The sequence below is a fragment of the Rhizobium sp. BK049 genome (assembly GCF_014193135.1).
GTDB lineage: Bacteria > Pseudomonadota > Alphaproteobacteria > Rhizobiales > Rhizobiaceae > Rhizobium.
On sequence record NZ_JACHYV010000018.1, the window covers coordinates 19,360 to 35,477 of the forward strand.

Sequence of the window (16,118 nt, forward strand, 5' to 3'; positions counted from 1 at the left end):
TTGCATTTCGGCAAGATAATATTGCAACGACTTGCAGTAGGACAGCGGTTTGCGGCAGTATTCTTGCTGCGCAAGGAGATTGCCGATGGTAGCCGCAATGCCGCTGATGATTATTCCGTTTATTCTTTACAATCTGGCGATGCTCGGCCTGATGGGCGGCGGCGGCATCGCCGCCTTGGAGCATGACATTATCGTGCTGTCGATGCTCTCGGGCGCGATCTGGAGCATGGCGCTCGGCGATCTCTTCATTGTCGTTGCCCTCGTCGTGTTGTTCTTCGAAATCCTGAAAGCAACGCGAACCGGGCCTGGCAACCTGCTCAATCACATATTGTCGATGCTGGTCTTCATCGCCTTCCTGGTCGAGTTTCTGCTCGTCCAGGACGCTGCGACGCAGGTGTTCTTCATTTTGATGACGATCGCTCTGATCGATGTGATCGGCGGTTTTGCCGTTTCGATCCGGAGCGCCGGGCGGGATGTTTCGATCGGACTATAGGTTGTCGAGTTTATTCTGGAGAGCGCGGAGCTGCTCCTTCAACTCGTCGATGTCCTTGGCCTCGGCCTTGCGGCTTTCCTTGGCCGCTGGCGGCGCCATGAATGGCGAAAACATCTGCATTGCCTGCTGAAACAGCTCGGTATTGCGGCGAACCTGGTCCTCGACCATCTGCATCGGCAATTGCAGGTTCTTGCCGAGCGGCGTCTCGCCAAAGGCGCGGTTTACCTGTTCGCGCATCTGGGACTGCTGTTCGCTGAAGGCGCGCATCGAATGTTCGAGGAAGCTCGGCACGACCATCTGCATCTGGTCACCGTAATAGGTGATGAGCTGGCGCAGGAAGGAGATCGGAAGCAGCGTGTTGCCGGTTTTAGATTCCTGCTCGAAGATGATCTGCGTCAGCACTGAATGGGTGATGTCGTCCCCGCTTTTTGCGTCCTGGACGGTAAAGTCTTCGCCCTTCTTCACCATCTCCGCCAGATCTTCCAGCGTCACATAGGTGCTGGTGCCTGTATTGTACAGGCGGCGATTGGCGTATTTCTTGATGACAATCTGACCCTCATTCTTCGCCATATCAGTCTCCTGAACCCCCGTCTGATTTTGGATGTTCCTCCACTTCAGACTGTAAACGCAAAAGAAGGCCGGTGACAATCTCTTTGTGCGTTGCGGCAAACCTTTAGCAGATCAAACGAATCGGCCTTGACGGCTGCCGCCGAAAAATGGCGGCGACCGGTCTTCCCGTTTGACTTGTGCTCAAAGCTTTGCCAGTTTCCCCTTATGTAAGTAAGACGAAAAACGAGGAGCCACCCCATGAGCAATTCATCCGTCGTCATCGCCAGCGCAGGTCGAACCGCAGTCGGCTCGTTCAACGGCGCTTTTGCAACGGTCCCCGCGCATGAACTCGGCGCGGCCGTCATCAAGGGCGCGCTCGCGCGTGCCGGTGTCGATGCCGGCGAGGTGGATGAGGTGATCCTCGGCCAGGTCTTGGCCGCGGGTGAAGGCCAGAACCCGGCCCGCCAGGCGGCGATCAAGGCCGGTATTCCCAAGGAGGCAACGGCCTGGGGCGTCAACCAGCTTTGCGGCTCGGGCCTGCGCGCCGTCGCGCTCGGAATGCAGCAGATTGCCACCGGCGATGCCAGCATCATCGTTGCCGGCGGCCAGGAATCCATGTCGATGGCGCCGCATGCTGCGCATTTGCGCAGCGGCACGAAGATGGGCGACATGAAGATGGTCGATACGATGATCAAGGACGGCCTGACCGACGCTTTTCACGGTTACCATATGGGCATTACCGCCGAGAATATCGCACGGCAGTGGCAGCTGTCGCGCGATGACCAGGATCAGTTCGCCGTCGCCTCGCAGAACAAGGCTGAGGCCGCGCAGAAGGCCGGCCGCTTCACCGACGAGATCATTCCCTACGTTATCCAGACGCGTAAGGGCGACGTGACCGTCGATTCCGACGAATATATCCGCCACGGCGCGACGCTTGAGGCGATGGGCAAGCTTCGTCCGGCCTTCGACAAGGAAGGCACGGTTACCGCCGCCAATGCCTCCGGCCTCAACGACGGCGCTGCCGCCGCCGTGCTGATGAGCGAGGCGGAAGCGGCGCGGCGCGGCATTCAGCCGCTTGCCCGCATCGTTTCCTGGGCAACGGCGGGCGTCGATCCGTCCATCATGGGCACCGGCCCGATCCCGGCGTCGCGCAAGGCGCTCGAAAAGGCCGGCTGGTCTGTGAACGATCTCGATCTCGTCGAGGCCAACGAAGCCTTCGCGGCACAGGCTTGCGCTGTCACTAAGGATCTCGGCTGGGATCCGTCGATCGTCAACGTCAATGGCGGGGCGATTGCGATCGGCCATCCGATCGGCGCCTCCGGCGCGCGCATTCTCAACACCCTGCTGTTCGAGATGAAGCGCCGCGGCGCGAAGAAGGGCCTCGCCACGCTTTGCATCGGCGGCGGTATGGGCGTCGCCATGTGCTTTGAAGCACTTTAAACAGCATACGATCCGTCATTGATTAAATGCCGCCACGAGCAGGCGAAAACACAGAGGGGAGCGGAACATGAGCAGAGTGGCTCTGGTCACCGGAGGTACACGCGGCATCGGCGCAGCGATATCCATGGCGCTGAAAAATGCCGGCTACAGGGTTGCGGCCACTTATGCCGGTAATGACGAGAAGGCTCATGCCTTTCACGACGTCACCGGCGTTGCGGTATTCAAATGGGATGTTTCGGACTACGCTGCCTGCGGTGAAGGGATCACCAAGGTCGAACGCGAGATCGGGCCGGTCGAAATCCTCGTCAACAATGCCGGCATCACCCGCGACGCGATGTTCCACAAGATGACGCCGCAGCAGTGGCACGAGGTGATCAACACCAATCTGACCGGCCTGTTCAACATGACGCATCAGGTCTGGAGCGGCATGCGCGACCGCAGCTTCGGCCGCATCGTCAATATCTCGTCGATCAACGGCCAGAAGGGCCAGATGGGCCAGGCGAACTATTCGGCGGCCAAGGCGGGCGATCTCGGCTTTACCAAGGCGCTTGCTCAGGAAGGGGCGGCGAAAAACATCACCGTCAATGCCATCTGCCCCGGTTATATCGGAACGGAAATGGTGCTTGCCGTGCCGGAGAAAGTGCTGAATGAACGCATCATTCCGCAGATCCCGGTCGGCCGGCTCGGCGAGCCCGAGGAAATTGCCCGCTGCGTCACCTTCCTCGTCTCCGACGATGCTGGTTTCATCACCGGTTCGACGCTGACGGCCAATGGTGGGCAATTCTTCGTTTAAGACAGGACGAACGTTTGTTGATTTGCAAAGGCGCGTTGCAGGACGCGCCTTTGGTTTTTGTTCGGGAGCTCAGAAGCGCTTGCCGGTGTTCCGGTCTCGCTGCACCCGAATCTTGACAGGCACTCGCTGCCGCGAGCGATCTCCGCTGCGAAGAGCTGAGACCGCGGATGTCAGGAAAGCCGCGGCAACGAGAATAGCGACGGTGGAATTCAGGACAATCTGGTCCATGCAAATATTCCTTTCAGTGCCTGCGCTCACGAAGGAAATATGCGCCAAGCTAGTGGGCGCCGGTAGATTTGACTTTCACGACCGTTCGTCAACGTCACATTGACGAACGCGCCGGCAAAGAAAACGGGCGCCGAAGCGCCCGTTGGGAGTCCGATATGACTTGTCGGTCAGTAGCGGCAACGAGCCTCGTAGCGGCGGCCGTAGCGGTCGCGATAGATGCAGTAGCCGCGGCGTTCGACCGACTGGCCGATCAGGGCGCCGGTCAGACCGCCGGCAACCGCGCCGACAGCGGCACCACCCCAGCTGTTGGTGACCGCGCCACCGATGACCGCACCGGTGCCGGCGCCGATCGCCGTGCCCTGTTCGGTCGCCGTGCAGGATGCGAGAGCGCCCACCAGCGCGCCGATAAGAACAATCTTCTTCATCATGTCGTAACTCCCCAAGTTGTCGGGCTTTAGATGCGGCCCATTAGTACAAGGATAATGATAATGACGAGAACTAGCCCCAAACCGCCGGAAGGTCCATAGCCCCAGCCACGGCTATAACCCCAGTTTGGCAGAGCTCCGATCAAGAGCAGAATGAGGATAACGAGAAGTATCGTGCCAAGCATGGTGTTTTTCCTTCATTTCATCCGCAATCTGGATGGACAAGAAACACGCATTGGCGATTTTTGTTCCCGGTTGGGCGCGTGAATTAGCACGCAAGGCGATTCATGGTTTGTGATCCGTCACCCCTCGCAAACCGTCCGTATGGTTAAAAAGGCATTTAAATACAATATGTTGCGGTGAACAAAGCAGGAAGGTCTCGATGTCTCCGATTCGTCGGTGATTCGTTCCGTTTTTGATCGACCCCACTGGGGCACGCGGGTCCGGCTTAACGCTGTGTGAATTTGCTCGCCGGAAGATTAACACCGACGTGACGAGACCTCGCCGCCTGCCCCGCATCTAGCGGCAGAACATGGCGACGCCACCAGATATGGCCGTGAACGAAAGGGGACAGCCGAGCAGTCGGCGATTCGTCGCTGATTTGTTCCGGATTTGATCGAGACGTTAATTTCGACGCATTTTTCACTTGGCAGAAAGCGTATGCCAGACCTCCGGCACGGTCACAAAATACCAACAGGAGAGAGATCCGCGATTCAGCATTTAGTAGGAAAAAGTGATTCAAAATCAATACTTAGCCGTGAACAAAAGCTGAATCAATAGGAGTCAGCGATTCGTCTCTGATTCGTTCTCACGCTGTTCCGAATTGGAAATACGCACCGTCGAGACGACTCGCAGAGGTCGCAATCCCCGACGCATTTTGAAATCTGCCCTTGCGTTTGCGGCGGTAGCTGTCCATGTGTTCTGTGCCTCCATCGAGATGGCAAAATTTTTCCCGGGGCGCGCCTGCCTCACTTGCATGGACCATGACTCTGACTTCGCAGCCGATGATTCTGAGCGGGCGCGGTGTGACCGCGGTGCTTGGACCAACCAATACCGGCAAGACCCATTATGCCATCGAGCGCATGGTCGCACACGGGACCGGCGTGATCGGCCTGCCGCTCAGGCTCCTGGCCCGCGAGGTCTATACGCGGGTGGTGGAGAAGGTCGGCTTGCAGAACGTGGCGCTGGTCACCGGCGAAGAAAAGATTTCGCCGCCCAATGCGCGTTTTTCCGTCTGCACTGTCGAGGCGATGCCGCGGGAGACCAAAGCCGCCTTTGTCGCGATCGACGAGGTACAGCTCGCAGGCGATCTCGAGCGTGGCCATATCTTTACCGACCGCATCCTGCATCTTCGCGGCCGCGATGAAACGCTGTTGCTGGGTGCAGGGACGATGCGGCCGATCCTGCAGCATATCCTGCCAGGTATCACCATCGTCGAGCGGCCGCGGCTTTCGCATCTCCTTTACGCCGGGCAGAAGAAGATCACCCGGCTGCCGCAGCGCTCCGCCATCGTCGCCTTTTCCGCCGACGAGGTCTATGCCATCGCCGAACTGATCCGCCGGCAGCGCGGCGGCGCGGCAGTCGTGCTGGGGGCGCTGAGCCCCCGCACCCGCAATGCGCAGGTCGCACTCTATCAGGCGGGCGACGTCGAATATCTGGTGGCGACCGATGCGATCGGCATGGGCCTCAACCTCGACGTCGATCACGTCGCCTTCGCCCAGGACCGGAAATTCGACGGCTATCAGTTCCGCAACCTCAATCCGGCCGAGCTCGGCCAGATCGCCGGCCGCGCCGGGCGGCACGTGCGGGACGGCACCTTTGGCGTCACGGGACAGGTCTCGCCTTTCGACGAGGAACTGGTGCAGCGCATCGAGGGACATGAATTCGACAACGTCAAGGTTCTGCAGTGGCGCACGACGGAGATGGACTTCTCCTCGATTCAGTCGCTGCGCGCCAGCCTGGAGGCCGGGCCGCGCGTGCCCGGGCTGACGCGGGCGCTGCCGGCGGTCGACCAGCAGGCGCTCGAGCAGCTTTCGCGCTACCCCGAGGTAATGGACCTCGCCGACAGGCCGGCCCGCGTCGAAAAACTCTGGGAGGCTTGCGCGCTGCCCGATTACCGGCGTATCACTCCGGCCCAACATGCCGATCTTATTTCGACCCTCTTTTCCGATCTCGTGCGCTATGGCACGGTGAACGAGCAGTTTCTTGCGGAGCAGGTTCATCGCTCGGATCGAACTGATGGGGAAATTGACACGCTTTCGGCGCGAATCGCGCAGATAAGGACCTGGACCTACGTTTCGAATCGGCCCGGCTGGCTTGCCGATCCGACACATTGGCAGGAAAAGACGCGGGAAATCGAAGATCGATTGTCCGATGCGTTACATGAAAGGTTGACGAAACGCTTTGTTGATCGCAGGACATCTGTGCTCATGAAGCGCCTGAGAGAGAATGCGATGCTGGAAGCTGAAATCAGTGTGAATGGCGATGTCTTCGTTGAAGGACATCATGTAGGGCAGTTGAGCGGATTCCGTTTCACCCCGGTGGCGGGAACGGATGGACCGGATGCCAAGGCGGTTCAGGCTGCGTCGCAGAAGGCGCTGGCGCTCGAGTTCGAGGCTCGTGCAGCCCGGCTGCATGCCGCGGGTAACAGCGATCTGGCGATCGGTTCGGATGGATTGATCCGTTGGCTCGGCGACCCGGTGGCGCGGCTTTCCGGCAGCGATCACGTCATGCGGCCGCGCGTGATCCTGCTCGCCGACGAGCAGTTGACGGGCAATGCCCGTGATCACGTCGCCGCCCGCATCGAACGTTTCGTCAATCATCACATCAGCACGGTATTGAAGCCTCTGGACGATCTGTCGCGCGCCGAAGACCTGCAGGGCCTTGCCAAGGGTCTTGCCTTCCAGCTGGTCGAAAATCTCGGCGTGCTCTTCCGCCGCGACGTCACCGAAGAAGTGAAGTCGCTGGACCAGGAGGCTCGCGCCTCGATGCGCCGCTACGGCGTGCGTTTCGGGGCCTATCATATCTTCGTTCCGGCCCTTCTGAAGCCGGCACCGGCCGAACTGATCACGCTGCTCTGGGCGTTGAAGAACGACGGTCTCGACAAGCAGGGCTACGGTGATCTCATTCCCGTGCTTGCCGCTGGCCGCACCTCCGTTGTCACCGATCCGAGCTTCGAGCGGATGTTCTACAAGCTCGCCGGCTTCCGTTTCCTCGGCAAGCGCGCCGTGCGCATCGACATTCTGGAGCGGCTTGCCGATATCATCCGTCCGCTGCTGCAATGGAAGCCCGGTCAGAACAATCGTCCGGAAGGCGCCTATGACGGTCGCCGTTTCACGACGACGACGGCGATGCTGTCGATTCTCGGGGCGACGCTCGAGGACATGGAAGAGATCCTCAAGGGCCTCGGCTATCGCGCCGATGCCGTGAAGGCGGAAGAGGCGTCGGCCCATCTTGCGGCGCAGGACGCAGCTTCAGCCCCTGCCGCCTCCGCGGAAATGTCCGGGGAAGAAGCGGTAGAAAAAGCCGATCACGACGATGCCGACGCGGCGACGGAAGAGGCTGCTTCCGAGCCATCAGCAGCCGAGGCGGCGTCGACGGCAGCCGAGACCCCCGCGCCAGAAGCGACCGACAACGACGCTGCGGCCGAAGTGACCGAGACAGCCGCGTCGACAGAGACTGCCGCTTCCGGGGAAGCTGGCGAGCCGGCGGAACCAAAGCCGGTTCTTTTGTGGCGTCTCGGCGGTCGCAATGACAATCACCGCCAGGCACGCGGCGGCTACGGCGAACGCAGGGGCGGCCAGAACCAGGAGCGCGGCGAGCGCAATCGTCGTCCGAACGGCGGTGAAGGCGGCGAGGGCAATCGCAGCGGCGACGGGCGCGACAACCGTCACGGCCGCGGCAAGGATGGTGGCGGCCGCGACGGCGGCAGGCCGCAGCAGGCAAGGGGCGAGCGCAAGGACCAGCCGCGCGGTGATCGTCAGGACCGTGGCGATCGGAAGGACCGCGGCGAGCGTAACGATCGCAATGACCGTAACGACCGGAACAACAATCGCGGCGCCCAGCCGCTGCGCTTCGAGGCCAAGCCGCCGCGCAAGGAGAAGCCGATCGATCCGGATTCGCCCTTCGCCAAGCTCGCAGCCCTCAAGGAACAGATGAAGAAGTAGTCATGGGCGGGGAGACACAGCCGGCAAGCGGTTCGCGCCAGCGCATCGACAAGTGGCTGTTCTTCACGCGCGTGGTGAAGTCGCGCTCGCTGGCCCAGAGCCACGTCCAGTCAGGGCATGTGCGCATCAATGGCGAGCGCTGCAGTCACCCGAGCCAGACGGTCAAGCCGGGCGACCGCGTCGAACTGACGCTGGAGCGGCGCGACGTCATTCTCATCGTGCGTCTCGCCGGGGAACGGCGGGGTCCCTATGAAGAGGCTCGCCTGCTCTATGATGACCAGTCCCTGCCGCCGGATGAGACAAAACGTCTCACGCCGTTTGAGCAAGCGACCCGTGCGACCGGTACCGGCCGTCCGACCAAAAAGGAAAGACGTGCAATCGACAGGTTGATGTCGGACGAGGATTAGAAAACTCTGTCTGTGGTGGCGGCTTTTGCAGATCGTTTATCCTTGAAATCCGCCGCTAAAGCCGATAGGTCACTGAAAACCTGCCGGAAGCGTGCTTGCCTGCCAAGCCTGTCCACGCTTTTCGCCCGGCACGGGGATAGGCGCGACGTTCCAGGTTGCCCGGTCCCATCCGCATGAAATCCTGGAGTTCTTCATGACCTATGTCGTGACCGACAATTGCATCAAGTGCAAATACACCGATTGCGTGGAAGTCTGCCCTGTCGACTGCTTTTATGAAGGCGAGAATTTTCTCGTCATCCACCCCGACGAATGCATCGATTGCGGCGTCTGCGAACCGGAATGTCCCGCCGAGGCGATCAAGCCGGATACCGAGCCGGGCCTCGACAAGTGGCTGAAGATCAATACTGAGTATGCCAGCATCTGGCCGAATATCACGGTCAAGAAGGACCCGTTGCCGGAGGCCAAGGAAATGGACGGCCAGACGGGAAAATTCGAGAAATACTTCTCCGAAAAACCCGGTTCCGGCGACTAAGACCCTGCGCGATTCGGCCGCTGCATTTGAGCGGCCATGCGGTGAAACGTTTTAAATCCTGCGTCTGGCATATGGGTGATCTGTGTTGCTCGCATGACTCAGGCGAAGCAAATTATTGATTTCCTCATATTTTTGTGATAGGTTCCCTGCACTGTTCCATTTGTGGCATGACGCATGCCCAAAACCATCACGAAAGCAAAACCAATCCGTCCAACGGTTTCCGTGACATATCAACGCCTTGAGCGTCGCATCCCAAGATGGCGCGCAAGACACATTTGCTTTTGCCTGATGGGACCAGAGTGAAGTCACCCGACGGATCTACCCGTCTCATCCGGGCCTGACTGACCCGGCTCCGGCCGCCGCCGGAAGCGTAACAGGGAGTTTTTGAATAGAATGACGACTCAGCAGAAAAAGCCTTCTACAGCACGTCACGGCTTCAAGACCGGTGAATCGATCGTCTACCCCGCTCATGGCGTCGGTACCATCACCGCTATCGAAGAGCAAGAAGTTGCCGGCATGAAGCTCGAACTTTTCGTTATCGATTTCGAGAAGGACAAGATGCGCCTGAAGGTTCCGGTCGCCAAGGCGATGAGCATCGGAATGCGCAAGCTTTCGGAAACGGACTTCGTCGATCGTGCGTTGAAGGTTGTGCAGGGCAAGGCGCGCGTCAAGCGCACCATGTGGTCCCGCCGCGCCCAGGAATATGATGCCAAGATCAATTCCGGCGATCTGATTTCCATTGCTGAAGTCGTGCGTGATCTCTATCGTGCAGAGAACCAGCCTGAACAGTCCTATTCCGAGCGCCAGCTCTACGAAGCAGCACTCGATCGCATGGCGCGCGAAATTGCCGCAGTCAACAAGATGTCGGAAACCGAAGCCGTCCGCCTCGTCGAGACCAACCTTAATAAGGGTCCGAAGCGCGGCAAGGCGATCGAAGAAGACGATTCGCAGGACGAAGCCGCTTAAGACAAGCCTGTCTCTCCCATGAAAAAACCCGGCCTTTGCGCCGGGTTTTTTATTGGAACTTTTTCCCGACTGACGCGTTTATCACACGTAATTGCGGACTGCTCGTCGGGCGCTGGCTCGTCGGGCGAACTGCTATTCCGTCAATATTCGGTGAGGAGCGGCTCATGCCTTTTCAATATTGCCCGTTCGGCAACGTGAAGAAACAGGTCCGACCCAGCCGTCTTAGCGGCACATGATAAGAAATAGGGCCTTTCCCTGAGAAGTCCAGGGTGAGGCCCTTTTGCATTCGGAACCCATTCAGTCCGGACAGCGATGTTCCGGAAGGTGAGTTTTATTGTTCATTTTGAGGGCGAAGGCCTGTTTCGGGAGATCGAAATGAAGAACATGTCTGCAGATCGGCGCATGATCAAAATCGCGATGGCCGCCCCATATCTCGCCCGCCAGGAAGAGCATGATCTCGCCACTCGCTGGAAAGATCACGACGATCGCGGTGCGCGCAACCAAATCGCCATGGCGCATATGCGCTTGGTTATCTCCATGGCCGGCAAGTTCCGCAATTTCGGTCTCCCGATGAGCGACCTCGTGCAAGAGGGCTATGTCGGCCTGCTGGAAGCCGCCGCACGTTTCGAACCCGAACGTGACGTGCGTTTTTCGACCTATGCCAGCTGGTGGATCAGGGCGTCGATCCAGGATTATATCCTGCGCAACTGGTCGATCGTGCGCGGCGGCACCAGTTCGGCCCAGAAGGCGCTATTCTTCAATCTGCGCCGCCTGCGCGCTAAGCTTGCCAGGGGCGATACGCAACTGACACTGCAATCCATTCATCAGGAAATCGCGGCGGCTCTCGGCGTCAGCCTCGCCGATGTGCAGACCATGGATGCCAGGCTTTCCGGCAACGACGCCTCACTGCAGGCGCCTTCCGTCTCCGGCGATGCCGAGAGCGCGGAGAAGATGGATTTCCTCGTCAGCGACGATCCGCTGCCGGACGAGCAGGTTTCCAATATGATCGACGGCGAGCGGCGCCGCGTCTGGCTCGCCTCGGCGCTGAAACATCTCAACGAACGTGAGATGAAGATCATCAGCGCCCGGCGCCTGGCGGAAGACGGCGCCACGCTCGAAGAACTCGGCGCCGATCTCGGCATTTCCAAGGAGCGCGTGCGCCAGATCGAAAGCCGGGCGATGGAAAAGCTTCGCAGCGCGCTGGTCAGCGCCGATCCGCATATGGCGGCCTACGCTTGAACGTCTTTCCGCTCCAGCAGCACCGACTGCCCGGCAACAGCCGGGCTTTTTTATTCGGCGATGATTTTGACGCGGTCGCCGGGGGAAACGGCCGCACCCGTCGGCAGGGCATTGATGAGCTTGAAGAGATCGAGCTTGCGGTCGGTGCCCAACATGCGGGCGGCAAGCGTCGAGATGTTCTCGCCGGGCCGCACGGTAACGACGCGAATGCGCAGCGGCTTCAGCGAGGCAGCTTCCGCCGGTGTCATGCGCCGGAAGCTGGCGCGCAGAACATTGGCCGTCGGTTCGAGGGCATCGCTGCCCTTCGGCACGGCGGTCAGGAAACGGAAGATCTGCGCATTGTTGCGGATGACGGTGACATCGAAATCCCAGCGGTCGGCACTTGCGCGCGCAGTGGCCGCTTCCATGCCATTGACGGTAATCTGCTGAATTGTCGATGGGTCGAGACCGGTCACCCAGCCGCTGGAGATATAGTTTGTGAGGCTCTGGTTCTGGTTGTCGGCGACGCCATCGAAGCGGACGGCGATGTCGTTGGGGCCGGTGGCCATCACGGCTTCGACCTTGTTGTCGATCTTGAAGTCCGCCGGCACGTCGAAGCGGATCCCGAGGCCGCCATGCAGGAAAGTCTGACCGCGCACGTAGCCCTCTTCCGGGCTGTCGCCGTAGAGCAGGCCGTCAATGCCGTCAAGATAATAATCGCGGCCCTTGTCGCCGACCGTCCCCTCCTGGCCAAAGGCGCGCGCATGGGTGCGGGCAAGCTCGATGCGTTGGGCGGAGTTCGGATGGCTCGAAAGGAAGTCGAGGCTTTGGTCGGCTTCCGGGTCGACCGACATGAAGCGGCTATAGGCCGCCATGGAATCGAGGAAGCGGGCGGCGGCATAGGGGTCGTAACCGGCTTCGCCAAGCATGCGCACGCCGATGACATCGGCCTGCAGCTCCTGCTGGCGGGAGAAGGCGGCAAGCCTGAGCTTGCCCCGGGCCAGCGCCTGCTTGCCGGCAATGTCGCTCGAGAGGACCTCGGCGACGACGCGGCTGGCGATGACTTCGGCTTCTTCGCGCTTCTGCCGCTCGATACCGTGGTTCGCTGTCACGTGGCCCATTTCGTGCGACAGCACAGCGGCGACTTCCGAGGCGTCGTTGGCAAGCGCGAGCAGGCCGCGGGTGACGTAGAGATACCCGCCCGGCAGCGCAAAGGCGTTGATCGCAGGCGAGTTCAGGATGGTAATCCGGTAGGACTGGCTGGGATTTTCCGACACTGCCGTCAGTGCGCCGGCAATGCGCGCGACGAGGCGCTCGGTCCTGGCATCCTTATATTCGCCGCCGTAGCTTGCCACGATACGCGGATGCTCGCGGGCGCCCATCGCCGCCCGCGGATCGTTCTTCTGCACCTCGTCGACGATCTGGGGATTGGAAGAAGGCGAGATGCTCGGCTGGTAGGATTGTTCGATCAGCGGCTGACACCCGTTCAGCGCCATTGCGACGGCTGAAAGCAGCATCAGGCGATGGACGAAGCGCCGCGTCGCAGAGATGGAATCACTGGAAAGCGCGGGCGATTTCCACGTCGTCAAGCTGTCCAGTCTGGTTCTCCGCATCATGTCGCTGTTTTGCCGGTTTGCCGCAGATGGGGACCGGCCTTGGCAAGGGGAACTCAACGGGTGCGCACCCCTGATCTCGCGCCGCATGCTAAGCCGATACACGTCGTTGCTGTAACTGATTTACGCATCGGTTGCATAGCGAGACTCTGTTTAATTGTGGTGCCGTTGCATTTTAGCAAGCCTCAGGCATCGAGGTTCCCTTCGCTCGGATGAAATTATGGCGAAAGTTCCGTCACCAGGCATAGATTTGTCGCCGGCACGGAAAAAGAACGGCACGATTGAAGTAACAGGCTGGGAAACGGCAGTCCCGCAAGAAAATCGCAACTTTCAATTTATTTGCGCGATAATGGAACGTCTGCTGGTGAATATTCCTGTTATGCGGCCCGCTATTCCACCGCTTCCGCCGCCCCCGATTGCGGTCGCTTCATTTCCCCGGTGCGGGGCAGCTGCACGGGCTTCAGCATCATTGCGGCAGCAAGGCCCATCAGGGCAATGGCGCAGGAAGTCATGAAAAGGGGCGAGAAGGCGGCGGCATAGACATCTGCGACGGCCTGGCGGCTTGCTTCGGGAAGGGCGGCCATCATCTTCGGCGTCAGCTGTTCGATATCGGCGACACCGGGAATGGGAGCGCCGACCTTGCCGAGCCCGGAGGCGATGATCGCGCCATAGATCGAAATGGCAATTGAGGCGCCGCCCATGCGCGAGAGCGTCACCGAGCCGGTCGCGGCGCCGACGTCGCGAGCGGGGGCGGCATTCTGCACGCCGATGACGGGGACCTGCTGCGCAAGGCCGATGCCGATGCCATGCAGCATCATGATCGCGCCGATGAAGGCGATTGGCGTTCCCGCATGGACCTGTGACATCAGCGCAAAGGCAATGGCGCTGCAGGTGAGGCTCGCGATGGCGAAGGGTTTGTAGCGGCCGGTCATCGAGATAATACGCCCGGCGGACAGTGATCCGCAGACGAGACCACCGGTCAGCAGAATGAACAGAAGGCCGGCGGCCGATGGGGAAAGGCCGGTTGTCGTCTGTAGGAAGAGAGCGAGATAATTGACCATGCCGATGGCGATCCCGCCGCCCATCACCGATATTAGCAGCAGGAGGCTGAAGGTCGAATTGCGGAAGAGCTGCAGGGGAACGATCGGCTCCGGCGCGCGGCGCTCGACGAACACCCAGGTGACGGCGCAGACTGCGCCGAAGGCGACAATGCCGATACTCTGTGGTGAGACCAACGCGCCGAACAATTCGCTGCTGTCTGTGGCAAGCACGATGCTCGTCGTCGTCAGCGCGATCAGGAGTGCGCCGGCATAATCGATCTTCGGGCGCCGATGCGGCTTGCGGTAGGGCAGCATGAAGGCAAGGCCGGTGAGCACGATGAAACCGATCGGCACGTTGACGAGGAAGATCGAGCGCCAGCCGAAGAGATCGCTCATCGTTCCCCCGAGCACCGGGCCGATCGCGCCTGAAGCCATCAGCACGAGGCTGGAATAGCTTTGATAGCGCGCCCGCTCGCGCGGCTCGAACAGGTCGGCGTTGACGGCAAAGATCGATACCATGATGCCGCCACCGCCGAGGCCCTGCAGCACACGGGCGGCGATCAGCGTGTTCATCGAGACGGCGAGACCGCAGACCGCGGAGCCGGTGGTGAAGATTGCGATCGCCGTCATCATCACATATTTGCGGCCGAAGAGATCACCAAGCTTGCCGTAGAGTGGCATGACAGCGCTGAGCGCCAGCAGGTAGGCCGAGCCGATCCAGCCGAAACGCTCGAGATGGCCGAACTCACCGACGATCGTCGGCAGGGCCGTGGAGACGATCTGATTATCGAGCGTGGCCATGAACATGGCGGTCATCAGAAAGAAGAAGAGGATAAGCCGGCGACGAGAATCCGTCACGAGCGGCGCAGGCGCGGGCTGCATGTCCATGGGGGCATATTTCCGAGTTTCATCCATTTTATGTGCCATTAGCATGGAATTGTCAACGGCACATGAGTGACTCCGGCATATTCAATTTTAACCTCCGCTCTGCTATGGTGCCGTCATGAATGAGACGCTGACGAAGATCCTGTCCAACGGTCGGGCCGAGCCGGACGATGAGAACCTGCCTCGCATCGGTAAGAGCATGGCACGCATGCGCCTGATGACCGGCCGACGGCTGATCGGCAGGCTGGCGATCCAGAGTGCCGCACCGGGCCTTGAGCTTTCCCATCTCGACGTGCTGGACGCCGTGCGGCGGGCTGAGTCGCCCGGCGAGGTTACCGTCGGCTTGATCGCGGAGATGCTGCGCATCGACCCGTCGCGTGCCAGCCGGGTCGTGGCCGAGATGGTCGGGCGCAACGTGCTGCGCCGCGAAGCCTCCCAGGCCGATGCGCGGCGGATCGTGGTCGTCATCACCGAGGCCGGCCAGGCGCTGCTTGCCGAGATCCACGCGCAGAAAATGGCCATCATTTCCGAGATCGTCTCCGATTGGCCGCGCGAAGATATAGAGCGCTTCGCGACGCTGTTCGAACGTTTCATTGGCGGTTACGAGGCGATCTTTCTCTCGCGCGACAAGGACACGCCCGGTTGAGGCGAAAGCGCCGTCCGTCAGTGCCCCTTCCCCTCGCCCCCCCGTTTGCGCTAAGGGCAGTGCCCATGAGCCAATCCACCTTCACCATTCTGCTCGGCGGCGAACTCAGCCTGACGGAACGCCTGCGCCACGCGATCGGCGGCAGCCGTTTCATCGCGGCCGATGGCGGCATGCGGCATGCGGCGGCGCTTGGTGTCATGCCTGAGCTCTGGGTCGGCGATTTCGATTCGACGCCCCCCGAGCTCGAAGCGGGCTTTCTCGATGTGCCAAAGCAACCCTATCCCGCAGCAAAGGCGGCAACGGACGGAGAGATCGCGGTATCGGAAGCGGTCGCCCGAGGCGCCCGGCGGCTGATCCTCGCCGGCGCGCTCGGCGGCGAACGCTCCGACCATGCGCTTCAGCACCTGCTGTCGGCCGTCGGTCTTGCTGAGCAGGGTTTCGACGTCCTGCTGACCTCGGGCAAGGAAGAGGCCGTTCCGCTGCTCGCCGGCACGATCGAACTGGACCTTCCCAAGGGCTGCCTGTTTTCCGTCCCCGGGTTCAGCGAGCTGAAGGGGCTCTCCATCGAGAATGCGCGCTATCCGCTCACGGATTTCCATCTGCCTTTCGGCTCATCGCGCACCATTTCAAATGTCGCGGAAGGCAAGGTTCGCTTTTCGCTCGAGAGCGGCCGGGCAATCGTGCTTGCCCGACCCTATGATCTTTCCGGAGTCTGAT

Annotated in this window: 16 protein-coding genes; 10 read left to right on the forward strand and 6 right to left on the reverse strand. The window is 60.7% G+C overall.

Annotation, left to right across the window (positions count from 1 at the left end):
* Nucleotides 1-85 precede the first annotated feature (85 nt).
* Entirely contained in the window at nt 86-493 is a 408-nt protein-coding gene (locus FHT70_RS18925; protein WP_183703929.1) for a hypothetical protein, read from the forward strand.
* Here FHT70_RS18925 and phaR read toward each other — a convergent pair.
* The gene (phaR, locus tag FHT70_RS18930; protein ID WP_085860697.1) at nt 488-1,063 is read right to left on the reverse strand and encodes a polyhydroxyalkanoate synthesis repressor PhaR; all 576 of its coding nucleotides are present in this window, start codon (nt 1,061-1,063) and stop codon (nt 488-490) included. The genes FHT70_RS18925 and phaR overlap by 6 nt on opposite strands.
* Before the next feature lie 237 nt (nt 1,064-1,300).
* Between phaR and FHT70_RS18935 the strand changes: the two genes are divergently transcribed.
* Together FHT70_RS18935 and FHT70_RS18940 are read left to right on the forward strand one after the other, a co-directional pair.
* The gene (locus FHT70_RS18935) at nt 1,301-2,482 is read left to right on the forward strand and encodes an acetyl-CoA C-acetyltransferase (RefSeq protein ID WP_183703932.1); all 1,182 of its coding nucleotides are present in this window, start codon (nt 1,301-1,303) and stop codon (nt 2,480-2,482) included.
* Nucleotides 2,483-2,549: 67 nt separating this feature from the next.
* On the forward strand, nt 2,550-3,275 hold the full coding sequence (locus FHT70_RS18940) for a beta-ketoacyl-ACP reductase (protein WP_064805631.1): 726 nt from the start codon (nt 2,550-2,552) through the stop codon (nt 3,273-3,275).
* Nucleotides 3,276-3,344: 69 nt separating this feature from the next.
* Here the strand turns inward: FHT70_RS18940 and FHT70_RS18945 are convergent, their stop codons facing one another.
* The 3 genes from FHT70_RS18945 to FHT70_RS18955 form a co-directional block, all read right to left on the reverse strand.
* Nucleotides 3,345-3,503 carry a hypothetical protein gene (locus FHT70_RS18945; RefSeq protein ID WP_176536248.1) on the reverse strand — a complete coding sequence of 53 codons (159 nt, stop codon included), beginning with the start codon at nt 3,501-3,503 and terminating at the stop codon, nt 3,345-3,347.
* A gap of 167 nt (nt 3,504-3,670) precedes the next feature.
* Nucleotides 3,671-3,931 (reverse strand): glycine zipper domain-containing protein, encoded by a 261-nt coding sequence (locus tag FHT70_RS18950; protein WP_009991900.1) that lies wholly within the window; start codon nt 3,929-3,931, stop codon nt 3,671-3,673.
* Between the two features lie 26 nt (nt 3,932-3,957).
* A complete protein-coding gene (locus FHT70_RS18955) occupies nt 3,958-4,113 on the reverse strand; it encodes a DUF3309 family protein (RefSeq protein ID WP_003543790.1) in 156 nt (51 codons plus the stop codon).
* 798 nt (nt 4,114-4,911) lie between these two features.
* On the opposite strand from FHT70_RS18955, the gene FHT70_RS18960 reads away from it, so the two are divergent.
* From FHT70_RS18960 to FHT70_RS18980, 5 genes are all read left to right on the forward strand, one after another.
* Complete coding sequence (locus FHT70_RS18960) at nt 4,912-8,094, forward strand: helicase-related protein (protein WP_183703935.1); 3,183 nt, start codon at nt 4,912-4,914, stop codon at nt 8,092-8,094.
* Nucleotides 8,095-8,096: 2 nt separating this feature from the next.
* The gene (locus FHT70_RS18965) at nt 8,097-8,501 is read left to right on the forward strand and encodes an RNA-binding S4 domain-containing protein (RefSeq protein WP_097598259.1); all 405 of its coding nucleotides are present in this window, start codon (nt 8,097-8,099) and stop codon (nt 8,499-8,501) included.
* A 193-nt stretch (nt 8,502-8,694) separates the two neighbouring features.
* Nucleotides 8,695-9,033, forward strand: a complete 339-nt coding sequence (fdxA, locus tag FHT70_RS18970; protein ID WP_011427210.1) for a ferredoxin FdxA — start codon at nt 8,695-8,697, stop codon at nt 9,031-9,033.
* Between the two features lie 393 nt (nt 9,034-9,426).
* On the forward strand, nt 9,427-9,999 hold the full coding sequence (locus FHT70_RS18975; protein ID WP_011427211.1) for a CarD family transcriptional regulator: 573 nt from the start codon (nt 9,427-9,429) through the stop codon (nt 9,997-9,999).
* 375 nt (nt 10,000-10,374) lie between these two features.
* A complete protein-coding gene (locus FHT70_RS18980; RefSeq protein ID WP_011427212.1) occupies nt 10,375-11,238 on the forward strand; it encodes an RNA polymerase factor sigma-32 in 864 nt (287 codons plus the stop codon).
* Between the two features lie 50 nt (nt 11,239-11,288).
* Here the strand turns inward: FHT70_RS18980 and FHT70_RS18985 are convergent, their stop codons facing one another.
* Entirely contained in the window at nt 11,289-12,833 is a 1,545-nt protein-coding gene (locus FHT70_RS18985; RefSeq protein ID WP_183703938.1) for a M48 family metalloprotease, read from the reverse strand.
* Nucleotides 12,834-13,219: 386 nt separating this feature from the next.
* Nucleotides 13,220-14,758 (reverse strand): MDR family MFS transporter, encoded by a 1,539-nt coding sequence (locus FHT70_RS18990; protein ID WP_183703940.1) that lies wholly within the window; start codon nt 14,756-14,758, stop codon nt 13,220-13,222.
* Nucleotides 14,759-14,873: 115 nt separating this feature from the next.
* Between FHT70_RS18990 and FHT70_RS18995 the strand changes: the two genes are divergently transcribed.
* Both FHT70_RS18995 and FHT70_RS19000 read left to right on the forward strand, forming a co-directional pair.
* Nucleotides 14,874-15,401 (forward strand): MarR family winged helix-turn-helix transcriptional regulator, encoded by a 528-nt coding sequence (locus tag FHT70_RS18995; protein WP_085779823.1) that lies wholly within the window; start codon nt 14,874-14,876, stop codon nt 15,399-15,401.
* A gap of 65 nt (nt 15,402-15,466) precedes the next feature.
* Complete coding sequence (locus FHT70_RS19000) at nt 15,467-16,117, forward strand: thiamine diphosphokinase (RefSeq protein ID WP_183703942.1); 651 nt, start codon at nt 15,467-15,469, stop codon at nt 16,115-16,117.
* The last annotated feature ends 1 nt before the right edge of the window (nt 16,118 follow it).